The following is a 15235-nucleotide window of genomic DNA, read 5'->3' on the forward strand; positions in this document are numbered from 1 at the left end:
CCCGTTTCAACAAAGAAGAAGCCCGCCCTGCCAGAAGACAGAACGGACTGAGGTTTGTTGGCGCTGGGAGGTTCAGTAGCGCCAGGTAAGCTGGAGGCGGACGCTGCGTGGCAGGCTGATCAGACCGATTTGGTCAGCATGAATGCCTGCTGCGGTTCCAGTGCCAGAACCCGTTCCAGGCCCATCGACTACGCCGGTCGCCACAAAGCGGTTGGTGAGATTCTTCCCGATAATGGCAAGGTCCCATTGCTTGGCGAACGATATCTTGGCCGTCGCATCGAGGGTCACATATGCGGCCTGCCGCGAGTACGGATTGCCAAAGCCGGAGGGGAGGTAATCGTCGCTGTATTTTGCATCGGCCGACAGGCTGAGATCGGTATCCCTGCCCAACGACGCTTCGTATGTAGCGCCGAGCGTTCCGGTCCAGGTCGGCGCTATCGCTGTCTCGGTGCCGCTGAGATCCTGGAACCGATTGGGGAACGTACAACCCTGCCTGATCGTCTGCCCAGCGTAGCAAGGCGCGAGGAAGTCCTGATAACGCGCCTTGTTGTAGTTCACCGACCCGCGCAGGGTCAGCCCAGCCAAGGCATAAGGTGCGAACTCAGCCTCGAGCTCAAGACCCTTCGTTCGCACCGCACCGGCATTAATGGTGTTGAAGGCAAAAAGCGAACTATCGAAAAAGTCGATCTGCAGGTTGCTGTATTTATAGGTGTAACCGATCAGATTGAGCCGCAGCTGTCGATCGAACAAGGTCGATTTGATACCAGCCTCAAACCCCTTTGCTTTCTCTGGTTCGAACGTAAAATTGTCCGCCGCCGCAAACGTCGAGTTGATGCCGCTGTTGGAAAAGCCACCAGATTTGTAAGCGGTCTTGTAAGACGCGAACAGGTTAATGTCCTTCACCGGCTGCCAACGAATGGTGGCTTCCGGCGACCAGTTGTTGAAAGTCTGGTCGGCCGGGACAACCACGCCCGGCGCAAAGATGGGGTTGAAGGTATAGGGCTGGACGAAGGCGCTGTTCTTCGTCTCGTGCGTATAGCGGATGCCGCCAGTCGCCTCGATCGTCTTGCTGAGCGTCAGGATCGCCTGGCCATAGGCGGCTAGCGTCTTACCGTTCGTGTAGGAATCCTTGACGATCCCAGCGTAGCGGTAGCTTGGATCAGGAGCGTTTGAATTCTCCGCCCCGCCGTTCACCACATACTGCAGGAAGTCGCGCCGGGTGTCCTGGTACAGGCCGCCCACCATGACATTCAGCGGGAAGTCGAAGCTAGTGAGCGCGCGCAGCTCCGAGCTGAACGCATGCCAGCGTGAGTCCTCTACAGCGAATGTCACGCCTGCTGATCCCGACGAGAAGTCGCCATCGACGAGCAGATTGTTCCGGTTGTATTGATAGTTCGTCACCGAGGTGACGCTGAAATGATCGCCGGAATATTCGAGCGTGCCGGTCACACCCCACGAACGGTACGTGTTGTACTGACTGCCATCGCCAGCGCCTGGAATGGTGGCGGCGATATCGGCAGGCATGTCGTTGTTGTAGACGACGAAACGCTTGCCGCATGACAGGGAGGTGTTGAACCAGCTGTCCCCGCCGGCGCATTCGTAGGTGACCCGGTTCGACGCAGGGTTGTCGACCTTCGTCCGCGAATAGGAGGCTTTGACCGTCGCGGTCAGCTTGTCCGTGAGTTCGCTCTTCACCGTCAGACGCCCCATGATCTCCTTCTCGGGAGACACGTTTCGTGGGCCGACCGGCTGAGTATGCGACGTCCGCAATCCGGTCACCCGGTTAGTGGTGACGTAGGGAAGCTCCATGCCTCCATTCGTGAAGTAGCCGTCGCTCGTGCTGCTGGCACGAACGGCGAGTCGCACCCCTGTCGTCTCGGTCACCGGGGTAGAGATTACCCCTTCGCCATAGACTGTCCCCGACTTGATCTCGTACCCAGTGCGCGCAGTCGCCTCGAAGGACGATCCCGGGTCATTGGTCGCGATGTTGATGACGCCGGCGGTGGCATTCTTGCCGAAGAATAGCGCCTGCGGCCCCTTCAGGACCTCAACGCTTGCGGCATCGAAGAAACCCTCGTTGATGATCCGCCCTTGGCCATAATAGGCTCCATCCAGGACAACCGCGACCGACTGCTCGATACCGATCGAGCTGGGTGCTGTCCCGATGCCACGCAGCGTGATCTGGGCGCCCGATCCGGTCGAGTTACGCCCCACTGTCAGCTGACCCATGCTGGCCGCAACCTTCTCGATGCTGGTCAGGTCGTAGCGATCAATCTGGGCCGCCGAGATCGCAGTCACCGCAACGGGGACATCCTGAGACGTCTCCTGGCGCTTACGAGCGGTCACGATGATATCCCCCAGACCGCCGGCGGTCTCCGAGGTCTCTTCGGCCTGAGGCGTTGCAGGTCCAGTGGTGTCGACCGTTTGAGCCTGCGCCGCGCCGGCGCAGATAATAGCGATAGGGCAAGCTGTCATCGACAGTGCGCGAATGATCCCTGCGTTCAGCATTCTCTCTCCCCTTTTATCCGATCGCCTGATTCTCGCGATCCCGTTGATGACCGGCCTATTTGAGATATATGGATTAATCCACCTGTCCTAAATCGCAGGGATCGTTCTCAGGCGGGATGGAATTCGCTCGTCTGCCAGGAGCAAAATGTGCCAAAGACCTATCATGAGCATCAGGAAAAATTCCGCAAAGCCGAGGGAGACGGCATGCGACACGAATGACACGAGGATCAAGATCATCCTCGCTGCAGAACGCTTGTTTGGTGAGCACGGAATTGATGGCGTGTCCCTCCGCCAAATTCGCCTCGATGCAGGTCAGAGCAACAACTCTGCCGTCCATTATCACTTTGACGATCGGGCTGATCTCATATCGGCGATCCTGCAATTTCGTGTCGATCAAATGGAGCCCGCACGGCGCCAGATGATCGATGAAATGCGAAGCACCGGGCGCGAATCAGACCTCCGATCACTTCTAAAAACGCTTTTGATTCCGCAGCTTAATATTACAGATGAAGCCGGAGGCCACCCCTATGTCCGCTTCACTTCCGAATACCTGACCCGATTCAGAGCAAAAGGCATCGCGCACCCTGGCGACAGCTTCAAGAACGCCCCTGCGCTCGCAGACTTGATGGAATTATACTACGATGCGATGTTCGGCTTCGATCGTGATATCGCACTGCTGAGGCTAAACGCCGCAACGCTGGTCTTTCTCAACCTTATCATCTCCTGGGATGCAGGACTGACCTTCGAGGGCCAGCGACATGACCTCGAGCTCGTGATTGACGAAGCTTTGACGATGGCAACGGCAGCCCTCCAGGCCCCTCCGAGCAAGTCCCTTCGCGCCCGCTATCAGAAAGGCTAGCTGCCGGCCCATTCCTCACCGCCTATCCCGTCTTTAAGATACATGTCTTGAAAGAGGCAACGAGATGGGAGAGCGGTAATGAGGGCAACGAGGCTCCTCGCGGGCGGCCTTTTGCTGGCACTTTGTCAGGCCACTTCACTGGGAGCGCAAAGCCTCCAGGCAGCCCATAGCTATGATCCAGACCTGGCCGATCAGTTTTCCTGGCCCGTTCACGCCGACCTGCTGCCACCAGTGGGGGACGGCCGGCGCCTTCATGCTCAGATGCTGGCCTATGATGCGCGGCTTTATGGGACCAGCGCCGTGCTGGAGTACGCCCAGATGTACGCCCAAGCCGTCGATCGTTCGGCACCGGGCTACACCGGATTCAACAAGTTCGCCCATGACCGAGATCTCGCCCGGCCGGGGTACGCTCCGTTCAAGACACCCAATGCCGACACCCTCTATTCCAACGCTTGGCTCGACCTGACGAAGGGCCCGATGATCCTCACCGTGCCGGATACGCATGGAACCTATTTCACGGCCAACTTCCTCGACATCTTTGCAAACTCGTCGAATATCAGCGCGCGCACGAGGGGCTTTGGTCCCGGTCGTTATGCCATCGTGCCCGCTAGTTGGAAGGGAACGCTGCCTGCCGGAACGCAGCGTTTCACAGTAGCAACGCCTTACTGCTGGATCCTGCTTCGCGTCCTTGCGAAGGACCTGCGCCAGCCTACCGAGGCAAGAGCCATTCAATCAGGCTTCTCCCTGCAAGCTCCACCCGGGACGTCGGACGACAGGGAAAAATTCCCGGCGCCGGGAACCACCACCAGCTCCAGTTTCTATCGGGTGCTGGACTGGATCTTGCGAAATGCGGGCCATCCCGACACCGAGACTGCACTCGTATATCGCTATCAGGCGTTAGGCATCGGTCTTGGCCCCGCAGCAATCGAAACCGCGCTTAATGATCCTGATCTTCAGGCGGGAATGCTGGCTGGGTTCAAACTCGCCGGTAGCACGATAGAGGACTCCGCCGCTCTTAGCGGATATCCGGCGGGCACCTGGAAGACGCCGGCCGACACCGGGGCCTACGGCTATAACTACGTCTACCGGGCAGCAATCAACACGCTCGGAACTGGCGCTAATGTCGTGGAAGAAAACTATCCATTCAATACGTTCGTCGATGCCGATGGCGATCCGTTGGACGGATCTAAGCACGCCTACCGGATGACGTTCCGCACGCCTCCTCCTGCGAAGTTCTTCTGGTCCGTCACCCTGTATGACGCTGCGACCCGCGAACTCTCACCGAACCCAATCGCGCGCTACATCGTCAATGATCGCACGCCCGGCATCAGGAAAGCCAAGGATGGATCGCTGACCATTTCCGTACAGCATGATCAACCGCAAGCGGCGAATAACTGGCTCCCGTCGCCCGCAGGACGCTTCTATCTCGTGATACGCGCGCAAGGCCCGGAGGAGGCACTACTCAAGGGTCAGTGGCTCCCGCCGGCTGTCAGGAAGGAGCCAGGCCTGTGAAGGTGCCCAAGCAACTCGCCCTCGCGGTTGTCATAGGACTTGCAGCCGCCAGTGCTTCGGCGACTCCACAACCGACCGGTACGTGTGATCAGGCTTCGCATTCTCTAGCCGGAGCGAAAACCAACGATGAAATATTCCGTACTGCCGCATGCAATGACTATAGTCTTGCGGTCATGGCTTTCGTCTGGGGCAAGCCGATCGTCGACGCGGCAAAAATCCGGTTGTTCTTCACTCAACCTGCGAATCCGGCGGGATCGCGCGCGCCGGCCGTAGCCGGAGCAGCGTTGAACCGCTTCGGTCATGGCCGGATTCTGGCCGACCCTGACAACAAGTCCGGCGTCGGGCCGAACAACGACACCCTCTACAGCAACGCCACTTTTGACGTGACCACGGGCCCGTTCATCGTCACGACGCCCGACTTCCGAGATCGGTACTACACGTTCTCCGTCGCGCATCCCGACAGTACGACGAGCGCGTCGCTCGGCAGCCGCACGCATGGTGGCAAGCTGCCGCCGCTTTTCATTCGAGCGGCCAGCTACACCGGTCCGGTTCCCGCCGGAATGATCGAGATCGTCAGTTCTGACCGATACTTGCATCTTTGGGGACGCACGCTTGTCGAGTCCGCGCAGGATCTTCCAAAGGTTCGAGCATTGCAGGATGCCATGAAGGTGGAGCGATTCGTCGATGGCCGCACCATCCCCGTCGGGTCACCGCCGAAGCAACGCCGGTTTCCGGAAGGCACAAACGGACGAGCATTCTTGCAGCAGCTCGCCGTTGCTTTGGCCGACATGAAGCTCTCGCCGCAGGATCAAGCTGTCGCCAACCGCCTCCAGCCTCTCTTGCAAAAGGCCCAAGCCGCAGCATGGACCACCGATGACGATCAGCGGGCAGATCGCGCGATGGCCGACGGATCGGCCATCGTCTCGCATGCCGCAAGTGCGTTCGGGACCCAAGTCGGTGGATGGAGCGTCAACCTTGCGGGCGCCCGTTTTGGGTCGGACTGGCTCCTGAGGGCGGCGGTATCAAAAGACCAGATCTTCGTCACCTTGCCCGAAGAGGCGATCTACCCCATCGCACGCACTGCCGAGGACGGCTCCGCACTCGACGGCCATCGATCCTACCGTCTCGCCATGAAGGCACCGCCACCTGTCCGCGCATTTTGGTCGATCACGCTATACGACGACAGAGGGGCGATGACGGCAAACGCGTTGAGACGGTATTCGGTCGGCAATCGCACCCCGGGGATCACCAAGCCTGACGGATCTCTGCGGGACATCGTCGTCTCGCGCACCAGGCCACAGGATCCAGACGTCGTGTGGCTTCCATCCCCGGAAGCGCCGTTCTATCTCATGATGCGCTTGTATGGACCTGGCGAAGCGATCCAGACTGGGCGATGGAAGCCGCCTGCTATTGTACCGCAGCCCCGCTGATGGAAATGGCAGCCTATGGCGGACGCAGCCACTCCGGAGATGAGGCCTGAACGTCGTGGTTTGGTCGCTATTGGTCGCAGAAGCCAGTCGGTTTCCATTCACCACCCGGGACAACCGCCGAAACTCCCTTCGGGGCCAAGATAAGTACGAGATTACGGCGGCCCTTGGGCGCCGCCTGAATGTGCGGGCCACTTTCGACGACATATGTTCCACCCGCCGGGATCATCCGCTTGTCGCTTGGTGTTTCCATGCACTGCTCACCCGCAACAACATAGAAGGCTTCAGGGCCCGGGTGGGAATGAACGCGTGTTCGCATTCCGGGTGGAAATATGGCCTCGGAGAAATGCGCCGTGCCTGTGCCGGGCGGCACGGCAAGAGGACCGATGCCGGCCCGCTTGACGCCGCCCATCACATTCTCGAATTGATCGCCAATGACGTACAGCCACACCTTCGCGTGCGCTTCGGCGACGCTTGCCCAGCGGTGACGGGCAGCTTCGGATTGAGCTGCCTCGAGCGTTGAAAACTCATATATCTGCCAGAAAATGTTAGGTGGTGCGCCGTCGAGTTCGACCGTCCCGGTCTGGTAGCAGCCCGGCATGTCGTGGTCGACTGGGACAGGAGCCATGCAAAGGCCAGGCACTGGCGGGACATTGGTTTCGCTGACCGCAGCGAACATAAGGAACATCGGCACGAGCATGGTAATGGCCCCTCTCGGTCAGGATGTCTTCAACGCTGTACGACAGCAAGTGATAAAGCGATGGAGTACCCTCAATGTCAGGATCGAGGCGTTGCTGATCGTTAGTGTATCGGGTTCGAACGGCGGCTCCTGTCTGGAACTGCCGCTCAAACACCATCTTTGAACGACTTGGTTTGGTCGACACCTGCCGCTCTCAACCAATGTGCCTTCGCCCTTCACATCCCCTCAACTGCCCGACCTTTAAGGAAGTCGTCCGGCATTTAGGGCACCGGATTACCAATCCCCGTTCCGTCCGGTAATTTAGGAAAACCGACACGCGGCGAACTTCATCTATCAAAAGGATCACGAGGGCAGCGCCCCGTACGGCACCTATTGTTGCCCCCGGCTCTGCAGTCGTCTTTCCACTCCGGCCAGTCGTAGACATCCATAATTGAGAAACGGAATGTCCAGATCCAGGGGTTCGAATTTGGCGGTTGAATAGCAAGAATGGGTCCAAACTGGAAGGCGGGGCATCCTCGCCGATTTGACATTCAGCCGGCGTTTCGCGATGTTCGCTGGATGCTTCTGCTTGAGACATATAAGCGGTTCATCGATCACGCCGGCCAACTAGCTGCACGCCGCTAGCCCGAGCTCACGGTCATTGCCGCTTGAGTTCGGGCTCTATTCGATTTGGATCTCCCGGGCGCGCGAAACGCGCCTGTGGCCTCGAATAAGCGGGAATCGCGCATGTCAAAGTCTTCTGAAAAACCACACCACCGGCTATCGCACCCTATCGATGGGACAGGCATCGAAGAAAATCATCAGCGTTTACGCCCAAGGCGTGAGCACTTCCTTTCCGATGATTTCTCACTGCAAACAGAATATGACGCAACCAAACATTCTGAGATTTGCCCCAACAGCTGGCTAGGTCGCATGAATAGGTTTGCTGAACTTAACGTCGCGTTATTAATCCTTGTCGTTGGCATTCCGATGCTTACTTATTGCGTGGTTACCTCGAATTGATAGATCGGGTCGGCATCGTCGCTCTCGACCGTTGTTATCATTGGTCAGGTCGTGGTCTCTATGCCTGCAGTGATTAAATTCCCCAAGCATCGCCGCTGGCGGCGGGTGCTTCGGCGTGAGACGACCGGATAGATATCTTTTGGGAAGCGGGGCCCCAGTGCGCAGGGTTCTTCGATGACGCACGCTTCAGCATCTCAGCGCCGTCACCGATATGCCAATTCGAAGGCTTGTCGAGATCATGCAGTTCGTCCCATGACGAAGGAACGGCAACGGGCGCATACTCCCGACTACGAGCGCTGTAAGGCATGACGGGCGTCGCGCCGCGCTGATTGCGCAGGTAATCGATAAAAATGCGGCCCGTTCGCCGGGATTTTGACAAGGCGGCGGTGAAACGTGCAGGGTCTGCTTGCTCCAGCGCCAAGGCGAACCGATGGGCAAAATCCTTCACCACCGGCCATTCGGCGGACGGGGTAAGCGGGACAATGACGTGAACGCCCTTCCCGCCTGTCACCATCGGAAAGGTGATAAGCCCCATCTGGGCCAGCAGATCCCGGATATGGAATGCGGCCGAGACCACATCCTTGAACTCAAGCCCTTCATCCGGATCGAGATCAAAAACCAAACTGTCGGCTTCCTCCACATCCTCGATGCGCGCGCCCCAGCCATGAAACTCGATCGTACCCATTTGCACCCACGTCAGGCGGCCAGTGGGCGTATCTATGAAAAGATAAGATTCCTCGTGACCGTCCTTCTCGCGAATACCGATATGTTTGACGTCATCGCCGAAGCTGCCGGCGTCGTGTTTCTGAAAGAAACATTTCTTTGCGCGCCCTTGAGGGCATCGCACGAGGCTGATGGGCCGGCTTCCCGCCCACGGCAGCATGATCGGCGCAACGGTCTCTCGCACCACCGTGCTCAGCACCGGGGCGGCGAACAACCGCCCGCAGTGGCGCCGGACAGCCCGGACCGGGACAGCGAGTAAACGTCCTGAGGGGCATTACCTTTGCCCCTCCATGCAATCATAAGCCGGAGGGACATATTCAATTCCACCGGCGCCCCGTGTCCCGGGCTGTGGTCGTTGGATCAGGCAGGCTGCTGTGCGTACAACGCGCGCTCCTTGCCGATCAGGATGTCTGCCAGAAACCAGTACGCCTCCCCCCATGCGCTAAGCACATCATCGGTAGCAGCTTCCCCCACGACGTCCCGGATCGCGGGAAGCAGGGCTTCGGCGACAAGAGGATAGTGCTCGGGCTTCACCCCCGTTTCGACGTGGCGCTCAACCATGCGCGCGACCACCGGCGTGAGATTCTGCAGCTTGTCGACGTTTTGAGCATAGCCGAGAATCGCTGCTGCAAGCCGGCGCGGCTGTTCACCCGAGTCTTGTGCGGCATGGTCAAAGAGATCGCGTACCTCCTCATTCGTGAAAAGACGCTCGTACATGCGTGTGGTGATCGCCACGCCATGTTGCTGAAGAACGGGCGCCGTGGCCTTAACAATGGCGATGGTTTGGTCGGAAAGGGGTGCAGCCACGGAAATCTCCTTAATGATGCCTACCCGATGCATCTATACTTGGGTGCTAAAACATGCAAGCTATAAACATGATTAAAGAGGTTTTCTAAAATGCGTCTGACCGCGCACACCGATTACGCTTTGCGCATCCTCCTTCACGCCGCGCTTGAGGCCAAGGGTGGCAGGCAGTTGCTTGGAATTGGGCAAGTGGCGGACGATCATGGCATTCCCCGCAACAACGCCATGAAGGTAGTGAATGCGTTATCGAACGCGGGTCTATTGGAGACCGTTCGTGGTCGCAGTGGTGGTTTTCGGCTCGGGCGCGCTGCGGAAACCATCACAATCGGTGAAGTGGTGCGGTTGACGGAGCCCTGTCTGAACTTGGCCGATTGCGCCGGATGTATTCTTCGCACACAATGCGGTCTCACAGGAATGCTGGAGCGCGCCATGGATGCTTTCCTGGCTGAACTGGATCAACAGACCTTGGCCGAAGCTGCCAATGGTTCCCGGTTTCCATTTCGTGCCGCCGCTGCATAGCTTTTGCTCTATGCGATATGGATGCGCGAATGCTCAGGTGATGGCCTTGCCAATCTGTCGCGGAGTCGCCCGCAATTATGACACCGTGCTTTTTTCTCGGGCTGACCCGCTGGTCCGCGCGAAGACAGCCCGAAAGGCTCACTCAACTGGTGTCCTGAGGAACTGGACGTAAAATTGAACGCTGCCCAATGGTTCCACGCGGTGCAAAACCGTCGGTTCAACCAAGCCAGGCTCGCCATCCGGGGTGAGCAACCAAGCGCCGCTCTCGCGACCAGGATCTGTGATGAGATAGCGCAGTTGACCTTGCTCGACCACAATCAAACCCCAAGTGCCAGCCTTCGTCGAATGATTGCTGAGCAATCCAGATGGAATGCTACTTTCAGTGAATAGCGGTGTCCGTTTGTAAGGAACGACACCGGGCCGGAAGCTTGCTTTTTTTCACGGCCCCATCCTCTCGCGGTGCAATCAATTTCGCGCGGCCCGGGGTCGGAAAATGCTACCGGCCCACCGGCGAACGAACTTCTGCGGTGTTCACCGCACCTAACGCTGCCAAGGCGCTCAAAACGATCCCGTGCCTGCATGTGGAACTAAGGACAATAGCCGGGAAGGCTTCGCGGCGGATCCGTTTTGCGACATGCGCAATTTCTGCCAGCGTCGGGTCCCTGCCTTCGCCGAGACAGGCGACGATGGCGGGATAGAGTTGTTGGTTCGGCGGGCCAATATCCTGGTCGAGCTCCATTGCCTTCTCCCGTCAATGTCTGCGCTTTTCTTGATACTTATGCCAAGCCCGTCCCGCAGGCCAAAGCACAAACGCAGCCAGCATCAAGTACACAATCATCATCTTGGTGAATTGCGAGGTCATGCTGGTGGCCACGACAAGCCCGACAGCCCCCAATAAAACCGGTGCAGCGAATTCTGGATGATGAACAACTTTGAACGCGTTCCAAGCCGCGTAACAAAGAACGGCGACGGCGACCATACTGCCGAAAACGTCCCACACCGCTTGACCGAGCATCTCGAGCATAGCCATGGCACTCTCCTGTCCGTCAGGTCTTTGTTGGACCTCTTTCCTCGAACCCCTTCAATATATATCGCATTACGAGATAAGCAAGGACTTTCGGCCTCGGCATGGCAAGGGATTAGATGTTTCTGACCAGCTTCAGCTTGGCATGCGAAGCCCGCTGCCCTCGCATTGCGAACGACTCAGGCGAGTTGAAAGAGAGTGAACATCCCGCCAAGGACGACCCCGAAAACCATGATCATGACACCGGCTATCCGCAGGACATAAGTCAACGGATCGCCATCTTCGGCTCCGTCCAAACGGGCCGCTGGCCGGTCGGGGCGTCCGAGTAACCGGCGAACGAATGTCTGGCGAAATGCCATGGTGAAGCCCACGACTGCAAGGATCAAGCCGAACGCGTCGGCTGCCAATACGTAACCAGGCATATCTGCTTACCTTTCTCCGAGCAACGGGCCCCTTACATGCATGCGGCCAGTCCCGTCCCAAGGCCAGCAAGGAGGTTTGCTTCCGCCTCGATGCCTACCGACAGGCGAAGCAGGCCCTCGCCGATCCCCGCCGCCGTGCGTGCTTCCTCGCCCATGTCGGCATGGGTCATCGTTGCGGGGTGAGCCACAAGGCTCTCCACCCCGCCCAGGGATTCTGCGAGCGTGAAGTATCGTACATTGGCCACGAACTGCCGGACAGCCGCCACCCCTCCAGCAAGCTCGAAACTCACCATTGCGCCGAAGCCTGCCTGCTGACTTGAGGCGATGTCGTGCCCCGGATGAGAGACCAATCCCGGGTAATAGACCGCAGAGACAGCCGGATGGGCGTTCAGGTACTGAGCGACTGCCATGGCGTTAGCCTGATGCAATGGCATGCGTGCGAACAGGGTCCGTAGTCCGCGCATGGTCAGCCAGGAATCGAAAGGAGCGCCGGCGCTGCCAACGACGGTCGCCCAATGGCGCAGCTCATCTGCCCGCGCCGGTTCGGCGGCGATCACAGCACCGCCGATCACATCGGAGTGACCGTTCAGAAATTTTGTCGTCGAATGGATCACATAATCCGCGCCCAGCATGATGGGCTTCTGGATGGCGGGAGTGAGAAAGGTGTTATCGACCGCGACCGCCGCTCCAGCATCGTGCGCCTTGGCTGCCAAAGCGGCGATATCGACGATCCGCAGGAGCGGGTTACTCGGAGTTTCAATGAGGACCAGCGATGGGCTGCGAGACAATCCCTGCGCGACCTGAGCCTCATCAGACTGATCAACGAAGAGCACGGAACAATGGCCGCGATCGGCCCGTGCTTTAAGTAGGCGCATCGTCCCGCCGTAACAGTCGTGAGGTGCAATCACGAGATCGTCCGCGCGCAAACGACCGATGAGAAGGTCGAGCGCCGCCATTCCGCTCGAGGTGATGACGGCTCCAGCGCCCCCTTCGAGTGTGGCGAGCGCATCAGCGAGAAGATCGCGCGTGGGGTTTCCCGCCCGTCCATAGTCATATCGCCGGGGCTTATCGTATCCTTCAAATTCATAGGTGCTCGAAAGATAGAGCGGCGGCGCTACGGCGCCGTAGGCCGTGTCGCCAGCCACGCCGAAGGCGGCCGCGCTGGTCTGCGGATGGATGACGTCGATGTTCGGCTCGCGCATTAAATGATGCCCTCTAGTGTATCGTTCGTTGAGCCTTTCGCCGCTTCGCGCCTGCGTGCCGATCGCGGAACGGCGCCGGCTACCGGGAACTTTCAGCTCACTTAAGGACACGCTCCACCAAGATTATCCAAAACACAAATTAGTTTTATTGCCTATTTAACGCAAACTTTCTGGGCTTAAAAAGCCGAAGGTCTTCAGCTAAATTTTGAAAGGATGTCGGATAGCAGCGGTCGTAATCGCTGGATTTCATCGAGATGCGCGGCCGACAGATCTGCTAGAAGCCCGTACGCTTTCTCGGTCAGGCGCAACAATGACCGGCGCCGATCCTCCTGAGCCGTTTCGCGGGTCACCAGCCCCAATGCTTCCAGGCGATCTAGTAGCCCAGTCGCGCTGTGCTGCTTGAGTATCAGCCTACCCGCGACGTACCCGACGGTCGCTTCCCCCTCTGAGGCTGCACGGATGGTCAAGAGCGCCTGATGCTGCTGCGGGGTTAGACCGACTTCACGCGCGTGGGCTTCGCTGAAGGCCTGGAAGCGGCGGATCGTGTGCCGAAAATCAGATAGTGCGGCATAATCCGATTCGTCCGGTGATCTGCCTTTTACCGTCACTTCAACTCTCCATTGAATAAGATCGTATTACGATATATTGGCGGCGGATCTCACGCAACCGGACGCTTTTCGTTTATGTCATTTACACCCATCCGCGCTGTCGAAAGTCATCAACTCGGGGATCACAGCGTTGATTTGCGCATGCCTCTGCTTGCCCTGATGGCCATTGTCGTCGGCACCGGCGGTGCCGTGGGGGCCTGGGTGCTCGTGAAGTTGATTGCCGTCGCGACCAATCTTTTCTGGTTTGGCCGTATCTCCGCAGGCGATGCTCTCATTACCGATGCATCGGTCGGACTCCTGGTCATCGCGATCCCTGTCATCGGCAGCCTCATCGTTGGTTTGATGGCGCGCTTCGGTTCAAAAAAAATCCGCGGTCACGGCATTCCTGAAGCCATTGAAACGATCCTCTTTGGCGAAAGCCGCCTATCGCTGAAGGTGGCTCTCCTCAAGCCGCTCTCGTCGGCAGTTTCGATTGGGAGTGGCGGACCCTTTGGGGCCGAGGGTCCGATCATCATGACGGGTGGTGCCATCGGCTCGCTGTTCGCTCAGTGCTTTCACCTGAGCGCCGCCGAGCGCAAAACCCTACTGGTCGCCGGCGCTGCTGCCGGTATGACGGCGATATTCGGCACACCGCTGGCCGCTATCCTTCTGGCGATCGAGGTGCTCCTGTTCGAATGGAAGCCCCGCAGCTTCGTGCCCGTAGTCGTTGCCGCGATGGTTTCCTTCGCCTGGCGACCGCTCCTCCTTGGGTCTGGCCCGATGTTCCCGATGACCGCTACGGCTACCGGCGCGGGTTGGGAATTACTGGCTTCCGCCGGCATCGGCGTCGTTGTCGGGCTCGAGGCGATGCTGCTCTCGACCTCGCTCTACAAAATCGAGGACCTGTTTCATAAACTTCCGGTCCACTGGATGTGGTGGCCCGCCATCGGTGCCGTGGCCGTGGGCATCGGCGGGCTTATTGATGCTCATGTCCTCGGCGCAGGATATGCGAGCATCGAAGCCCTTCTTAATGGAGGCCTCACGCTCAAGGTTGTAGCCGCCCTGCTTGTCGTCAAGGCGGCGGTTTGGTTGATTGCGCTTGGATCGGGGACCTCGGGGGGCGTGCTGGCCCCGCTTTTGATAATGGGCGGCGCGGCGGGCTTTCTGCTCGGCCAGGTTCTTCCTGGCAATGCCGGGTTCTGGGCCATGATCGGCATGGCCGGCATTATGAGCGGCGCCATGCGCGCGCCGCTAACCGGAGCGCTGTTCGCCGCCGAACTTACAGGCCATTTCGACGCCCTTCCCTGTGCCATCGCGGCATCAGCGGGCGCCTATGCCGTCAGCGTCCTGCTGATGCGCAGATCAATCCTCACTGAAAAAATCGCCCGCCGTGGGCGGCACATCCTTCAGGAATATACGGTCGATCCCCTCGACGTGCTTCAAGCCGCACAGCTTATGACCAAAGACCCCGAAACCCTGGCAGATACGATGACGACGGCGGAGGCCCTGGCTTTCTTTACTGCCAATGCGGGACATCGCAGCTATCCGGTCGTCGATGCCGGACATCGCTTGGTGGGTCTGGTTTCCCGCACCGACGCCCTGCGCTGGCAAGTGGATCACAGCGCCGCGGACGTATCTCTGGCGGAGGCGATCTCAGATGCCGCGCAGCCCGTTGCCTATCCCGATACACCATCCGGAGTTGTCGCAGACCTTATCATCGAATCCGGGATCGGTCGGATACCCATAGTCGAACGCGGCAGCTCCCGCGTCGTAGGCATCCTTTCGCGCCAGGACCTCCTGAAGGCCCGGGGCACCTCCCGGCTAGCCGAGACGGGCCGCTCACGTTTTTCGCCGCAGCCTTAAATACTATCCCGCCGCCGGCCATCCGGATGGCTCCACGTCGCTATGAAGCGCCCCGCGTCAACACCGGGCGCTTCATGAGCACA

Annotated in this window: 15 protein-coding genes and 1 pseudogene; 7 read left to right on the forward strand and 9 right to left on the reverse strand. The window is 59.0% G+C overall.

Annotation, left to right across the window (positions count from 1 at the left end):
• Nucleotides 1-72 precede the first annotated feature (72 nt).
• Nucleotides 73-2508 carry a TonB-dependent receptor gene (locus GVL61_RS09150; protein ID WP_159979209.1) on the reverse strand — a complete coding sequence of 812 codons (2436 nt, stop codon included), beginning with the start codon at nucleotides 2506-2508 and terminating at the stop codon, nucleotides 73-75.
• A 163-nt stretch (nucleotides 2509-2671) separates the two neighbouring features.
• On the opposite strand from GVL61_RS09150, the gene GVL61_RS09155 reads away from it, so the two are divergent.
• From GVL61_RS09155 to GVL61_RS09165, 3 genes are all read left to right on the forward strand, one after another.
• Nucleotides 2672-3367, forward strand: coding sequence for a TetR/AcrR family transcriptional regulator (locus tag GVL61_RS09155; RefSeq protein ID WP_159979211.1), 696 nt, complete (start codon nucleotides 2672-2674; stop codon nucleotides 3365-3367).
• Nucleotides 3368-3445: 78 nt separating this feature from the next.
• On the forward strand, nucleotides 3446-4879 hold the full coding sequence (locus GVL61_RS09160) for a DUF1254 domain-containing protein (RefSeq protein WP_159979213.1): 1434 nt from the start codon (nucleotides 3446-3448) through the stop codon (nucleotides 4877-4879).
• Entirely contained in the window at nucleotides 4876-6309 is a 1434-nt protein-coding gene (locus GVL61_RS09165; RefSeq protein ID WP_159979215.1) for a DUF1254 domain-containing protein, read from the forward strand. The genes GVL61_RS09160 and GVL61_RS09165 overlap by 4 nt, the downstream gene beginning before the upstream one ends.
• A 67-nt stretch (nucleotides 6310-6376) precedes the next feature.
• Here GVL61_RS09165 and GVL61_RS09170 read toward each other — a convergent pair whose 3' ends face one another.
• On the reverse strand, nucleotides 6377-7006 hold the full coding sequence (locus tag GVL61_RS09170) for a cupin domain-containing protein (RefSeq protein ID WP_159979217.1): 630 nt from the start codon (nucleotides 7004-7006) through the stop codon (nucleotides 6377-6379).
• Nucleotides 7007-7732: 726 nt separating this feature from the next.
• Here GVL61_RS09170 and GVL61_RS09175 point away from each other — a divergent pair.
• Nucleotides 7733-8008, forward strand: a complete 276-nt coding sequence (locus tag GVL61_RS09175) for a hypothetical protein (RefSeq protein WP_159979219.1) — start codon at nucleotides 7733-7735, stop codon at nucleotides 8006-8008.
• 73 nt (nucleotides 8009-8081) lie between these two features.
• On the opposite strand, the pseudogene ligD reads toward GVL61_RS09175, so the two are convergent.
• Both ligD and GVL61_RS09185 read right to left on the reverse strand, forming a co-directional pair.
• Nucleotides 8082-8903, reverse strand: a pseudogene (gene ligD, locus GVL61_RS09180) (non-homologous end-joining DNA ligase); the annotation flags it as partial.
• Between the two features lie 188 nt (nucleotides 8904-9091).
• Nucleotides 9092-9538, reverse strand: a complete 447-nt coding sequence (locus GVL61_RS09185) for a globin domain-containing protein (RefSeq protein ID WP_159979221.1) — start codon at nucleotides 9536-9538, stop codon at nucleotides 9092-9094.
• Nucleotides 9539-9628: 90 nt separating this feature from the next.
• On the opposite strand from GVL61_RS09185, the gene GVL61_RS09190 reads away from it, so the two are divergent.
• Nucleotides 9629-10054, forward strand: a complete 426-nt coding sequence (locus tag GVL61_RS09190) for an Rrf2 family transcriptional regulator (protein WP_159979223.1) — start codon at nucleotides 9629-9631, stop codon at nucleotides 10052-10054.
• 174 nt (nucleotides 10055-10228) lie between these two features.
• Nucleotides 10229-10444 carry a hypothetical protein gene (locus GVL61_RS25400; RefSeq protein WP_368667112.1) on the forward strand — a complete coding sequence of 72 codons (216 nt, stop codon included), beginning with the start codon at nucleotides 10229-10231 and terminating at the stop codon, nucleotides 10442-10444.
• 106 nt (nucleotides 10445-10550) lie between these two features.
• Here the strand turns inward: GVL61_RS25400 and GVL61_RS09200 are convergent, their stop codons facing one another.
• The 5 genes from GVL61_RS09200 to GVL61_RS09220 form a co-directional block, all read right to left on the reverse strand.
• Nucleotides 10551-10793 (reverse strand): hypothetical protein, encoded by a 243-nt coding sequence (locus GVL61_RS09200; protein ID WP_159979225.1) that lies wholly within the window; start codon nucleotides 10791-10793, stop codon nucleotides 10551-10553.
• Between the two features lie 12 nt (nucleotides 10794-10805).
• Nucleotides 10806-11084: a hypothetical protein gene (locus GVL61_RS09205; RefSeq protein ID WP_159979227.1), complete on the reverse strand. Its 279-nt coding sequence runs from the start codon at nucleotides 11082-11084 to the stop codon at nucleotides 10806-10808.
• Nucleotides 11085-11257: 173 nt separating this feature from the next.
• Complete coding sequence (locus tag GVL61_RS09210) at nucleotides 11258-11500, reverse strand: hypothetical protein (protein ID WP_159979229.1); 243 nt, start codon at nucleotides 11498-11500, stop codon at nucleotides 11258-11260.
• 32 nt (nucleotides 11501-11532) lie between these two features.
• Entirely contained in the window at nucleotides 11533-12702 is a 1170-nt protein-coding gene (metB, locus tag GVL61_RS09215; RefSeq protein WP_159979231.1) for a cystathionine gamma-synthase, read from the reverse strand.
• 194 nt (nucleotides 12703-12896) lie between these two features.
• Nucleotides 12897-13310 carry a MarR family winged helix-turn-helix transcriptional regulator gene (locus GVL61_RS09220; RefSeq protein ID WP_159979233.1) on the reverse strand — a complete coding sequence of 138 codons (414 nt, stop codon included), beginning with the start codon at nucleotides 13308-13310 and terminating at the stop codon, nucleotides 12897-12899.
• Between the two features lie 75 nt (nucleotides 13311-13385).
• On the opposite strand from GVL61_RS09220, the gene GVL61_RS09225 reads away from it, so the two are divergent.
• Nucleotides 13386-15152, forward strand: coding sequence for a chloride channel protein (locus GVL61_RS09225; RefSeq protein WP_159979472.1), 1767 nt, complete (start codon nucleotides 13386-13388; stop codon nucleotides 15150-15152).
• Nucleotides 15153-15235 lie beyond the last annotated feature (83 nt).

Origin of the sequence: Novosphingobium sp. 18050, assembly GCF_902706195.1 — a bacterium.
GTDB lineage: Bacteria > Pseudomonadota > Alphaproteobacteria > Sphingomonadales > Sphingomonadaceae > Novosphingobium.

Bases quoted from the DNA above. Each gene is read 5' to 3' on its own strand.
- GVL61_RS09150 (WP_159979209.1), bottom strand. From the start codon at position 2,508: ATGCTGAACGCAGGGATCATTCGCGCACTGTCGATGACAGCTTGCCCT.
- GVL61_RS09200 (WP_159979225.1), bottom strand. From the start codon at position 10,793: ATGGAGCTCGACCAGGATATTGGCCCGCCGAACCAACAACTCTATCCC.
- GVL61_RS09210 (WP_159979229.1), bottom strand. From the start codon at position 11,500: ATGCCTGGTTACGTATTGGCAGCCGACGCGTTCGGCTTGATCCTTGCA.
- GVL61_RS09160 (WP_159979213.1), top strand. From the start codon at position 3,446: ATGAGGGCAACGAGGCTCCTCGCGGGCGGCCTTTTGCTGGCACTTTGT.
- GVL61_RS09175 (WP_159979219.1), top strand. From the start codon at position 7,733: ATGTCAAAGTCTTCTGAAAAACCACACCACCGGCTATCGCACCCTATC.
- metB (WP_159979231.1), bottom strand. From the start codon at position 12,702: ATGCGCGAGCCGAACATCGACGTCATCCATCCGCAGACCAGCGCGGCC.
- GVL61_RS09190 (WP_159979223.1), top strand. From the start codon at position 9,629: ATGCGTCTGACCGCGCACACCGATTACGCTTTGCGCATCCTCCTTCAC.
- GVL61_RS09225 (WP_159979472.1), top strand. From the start codon at position 13,386: ATGTCATTTACACCCATCCGCGCTGTCGAAAGTCATCAACTCGGGGAT.
- GVL61_RS09155 (WP_159979211.1), top strand. From the start codon at position 2,672: ATGAGCATCAGGAAAAATTCCGCAAAGCCGAGGGAGACGGCATGCGAC.
- GVL61_RS09170 (WP_159979217.1), bottom strand. From the start codon at position 7,006: ATGCTCGTGCCGATGTTCCTTATGTTCGCTGCGGTCAGCGAAACCAAT.
- GVL61_RS09205 (WP_159979227.1), bottom strand. From the start codon at position 11,084: ATGGCTATGCTCGAGATGCTCGGTCAAGCGGTGTGGGACGTTTTCGGC.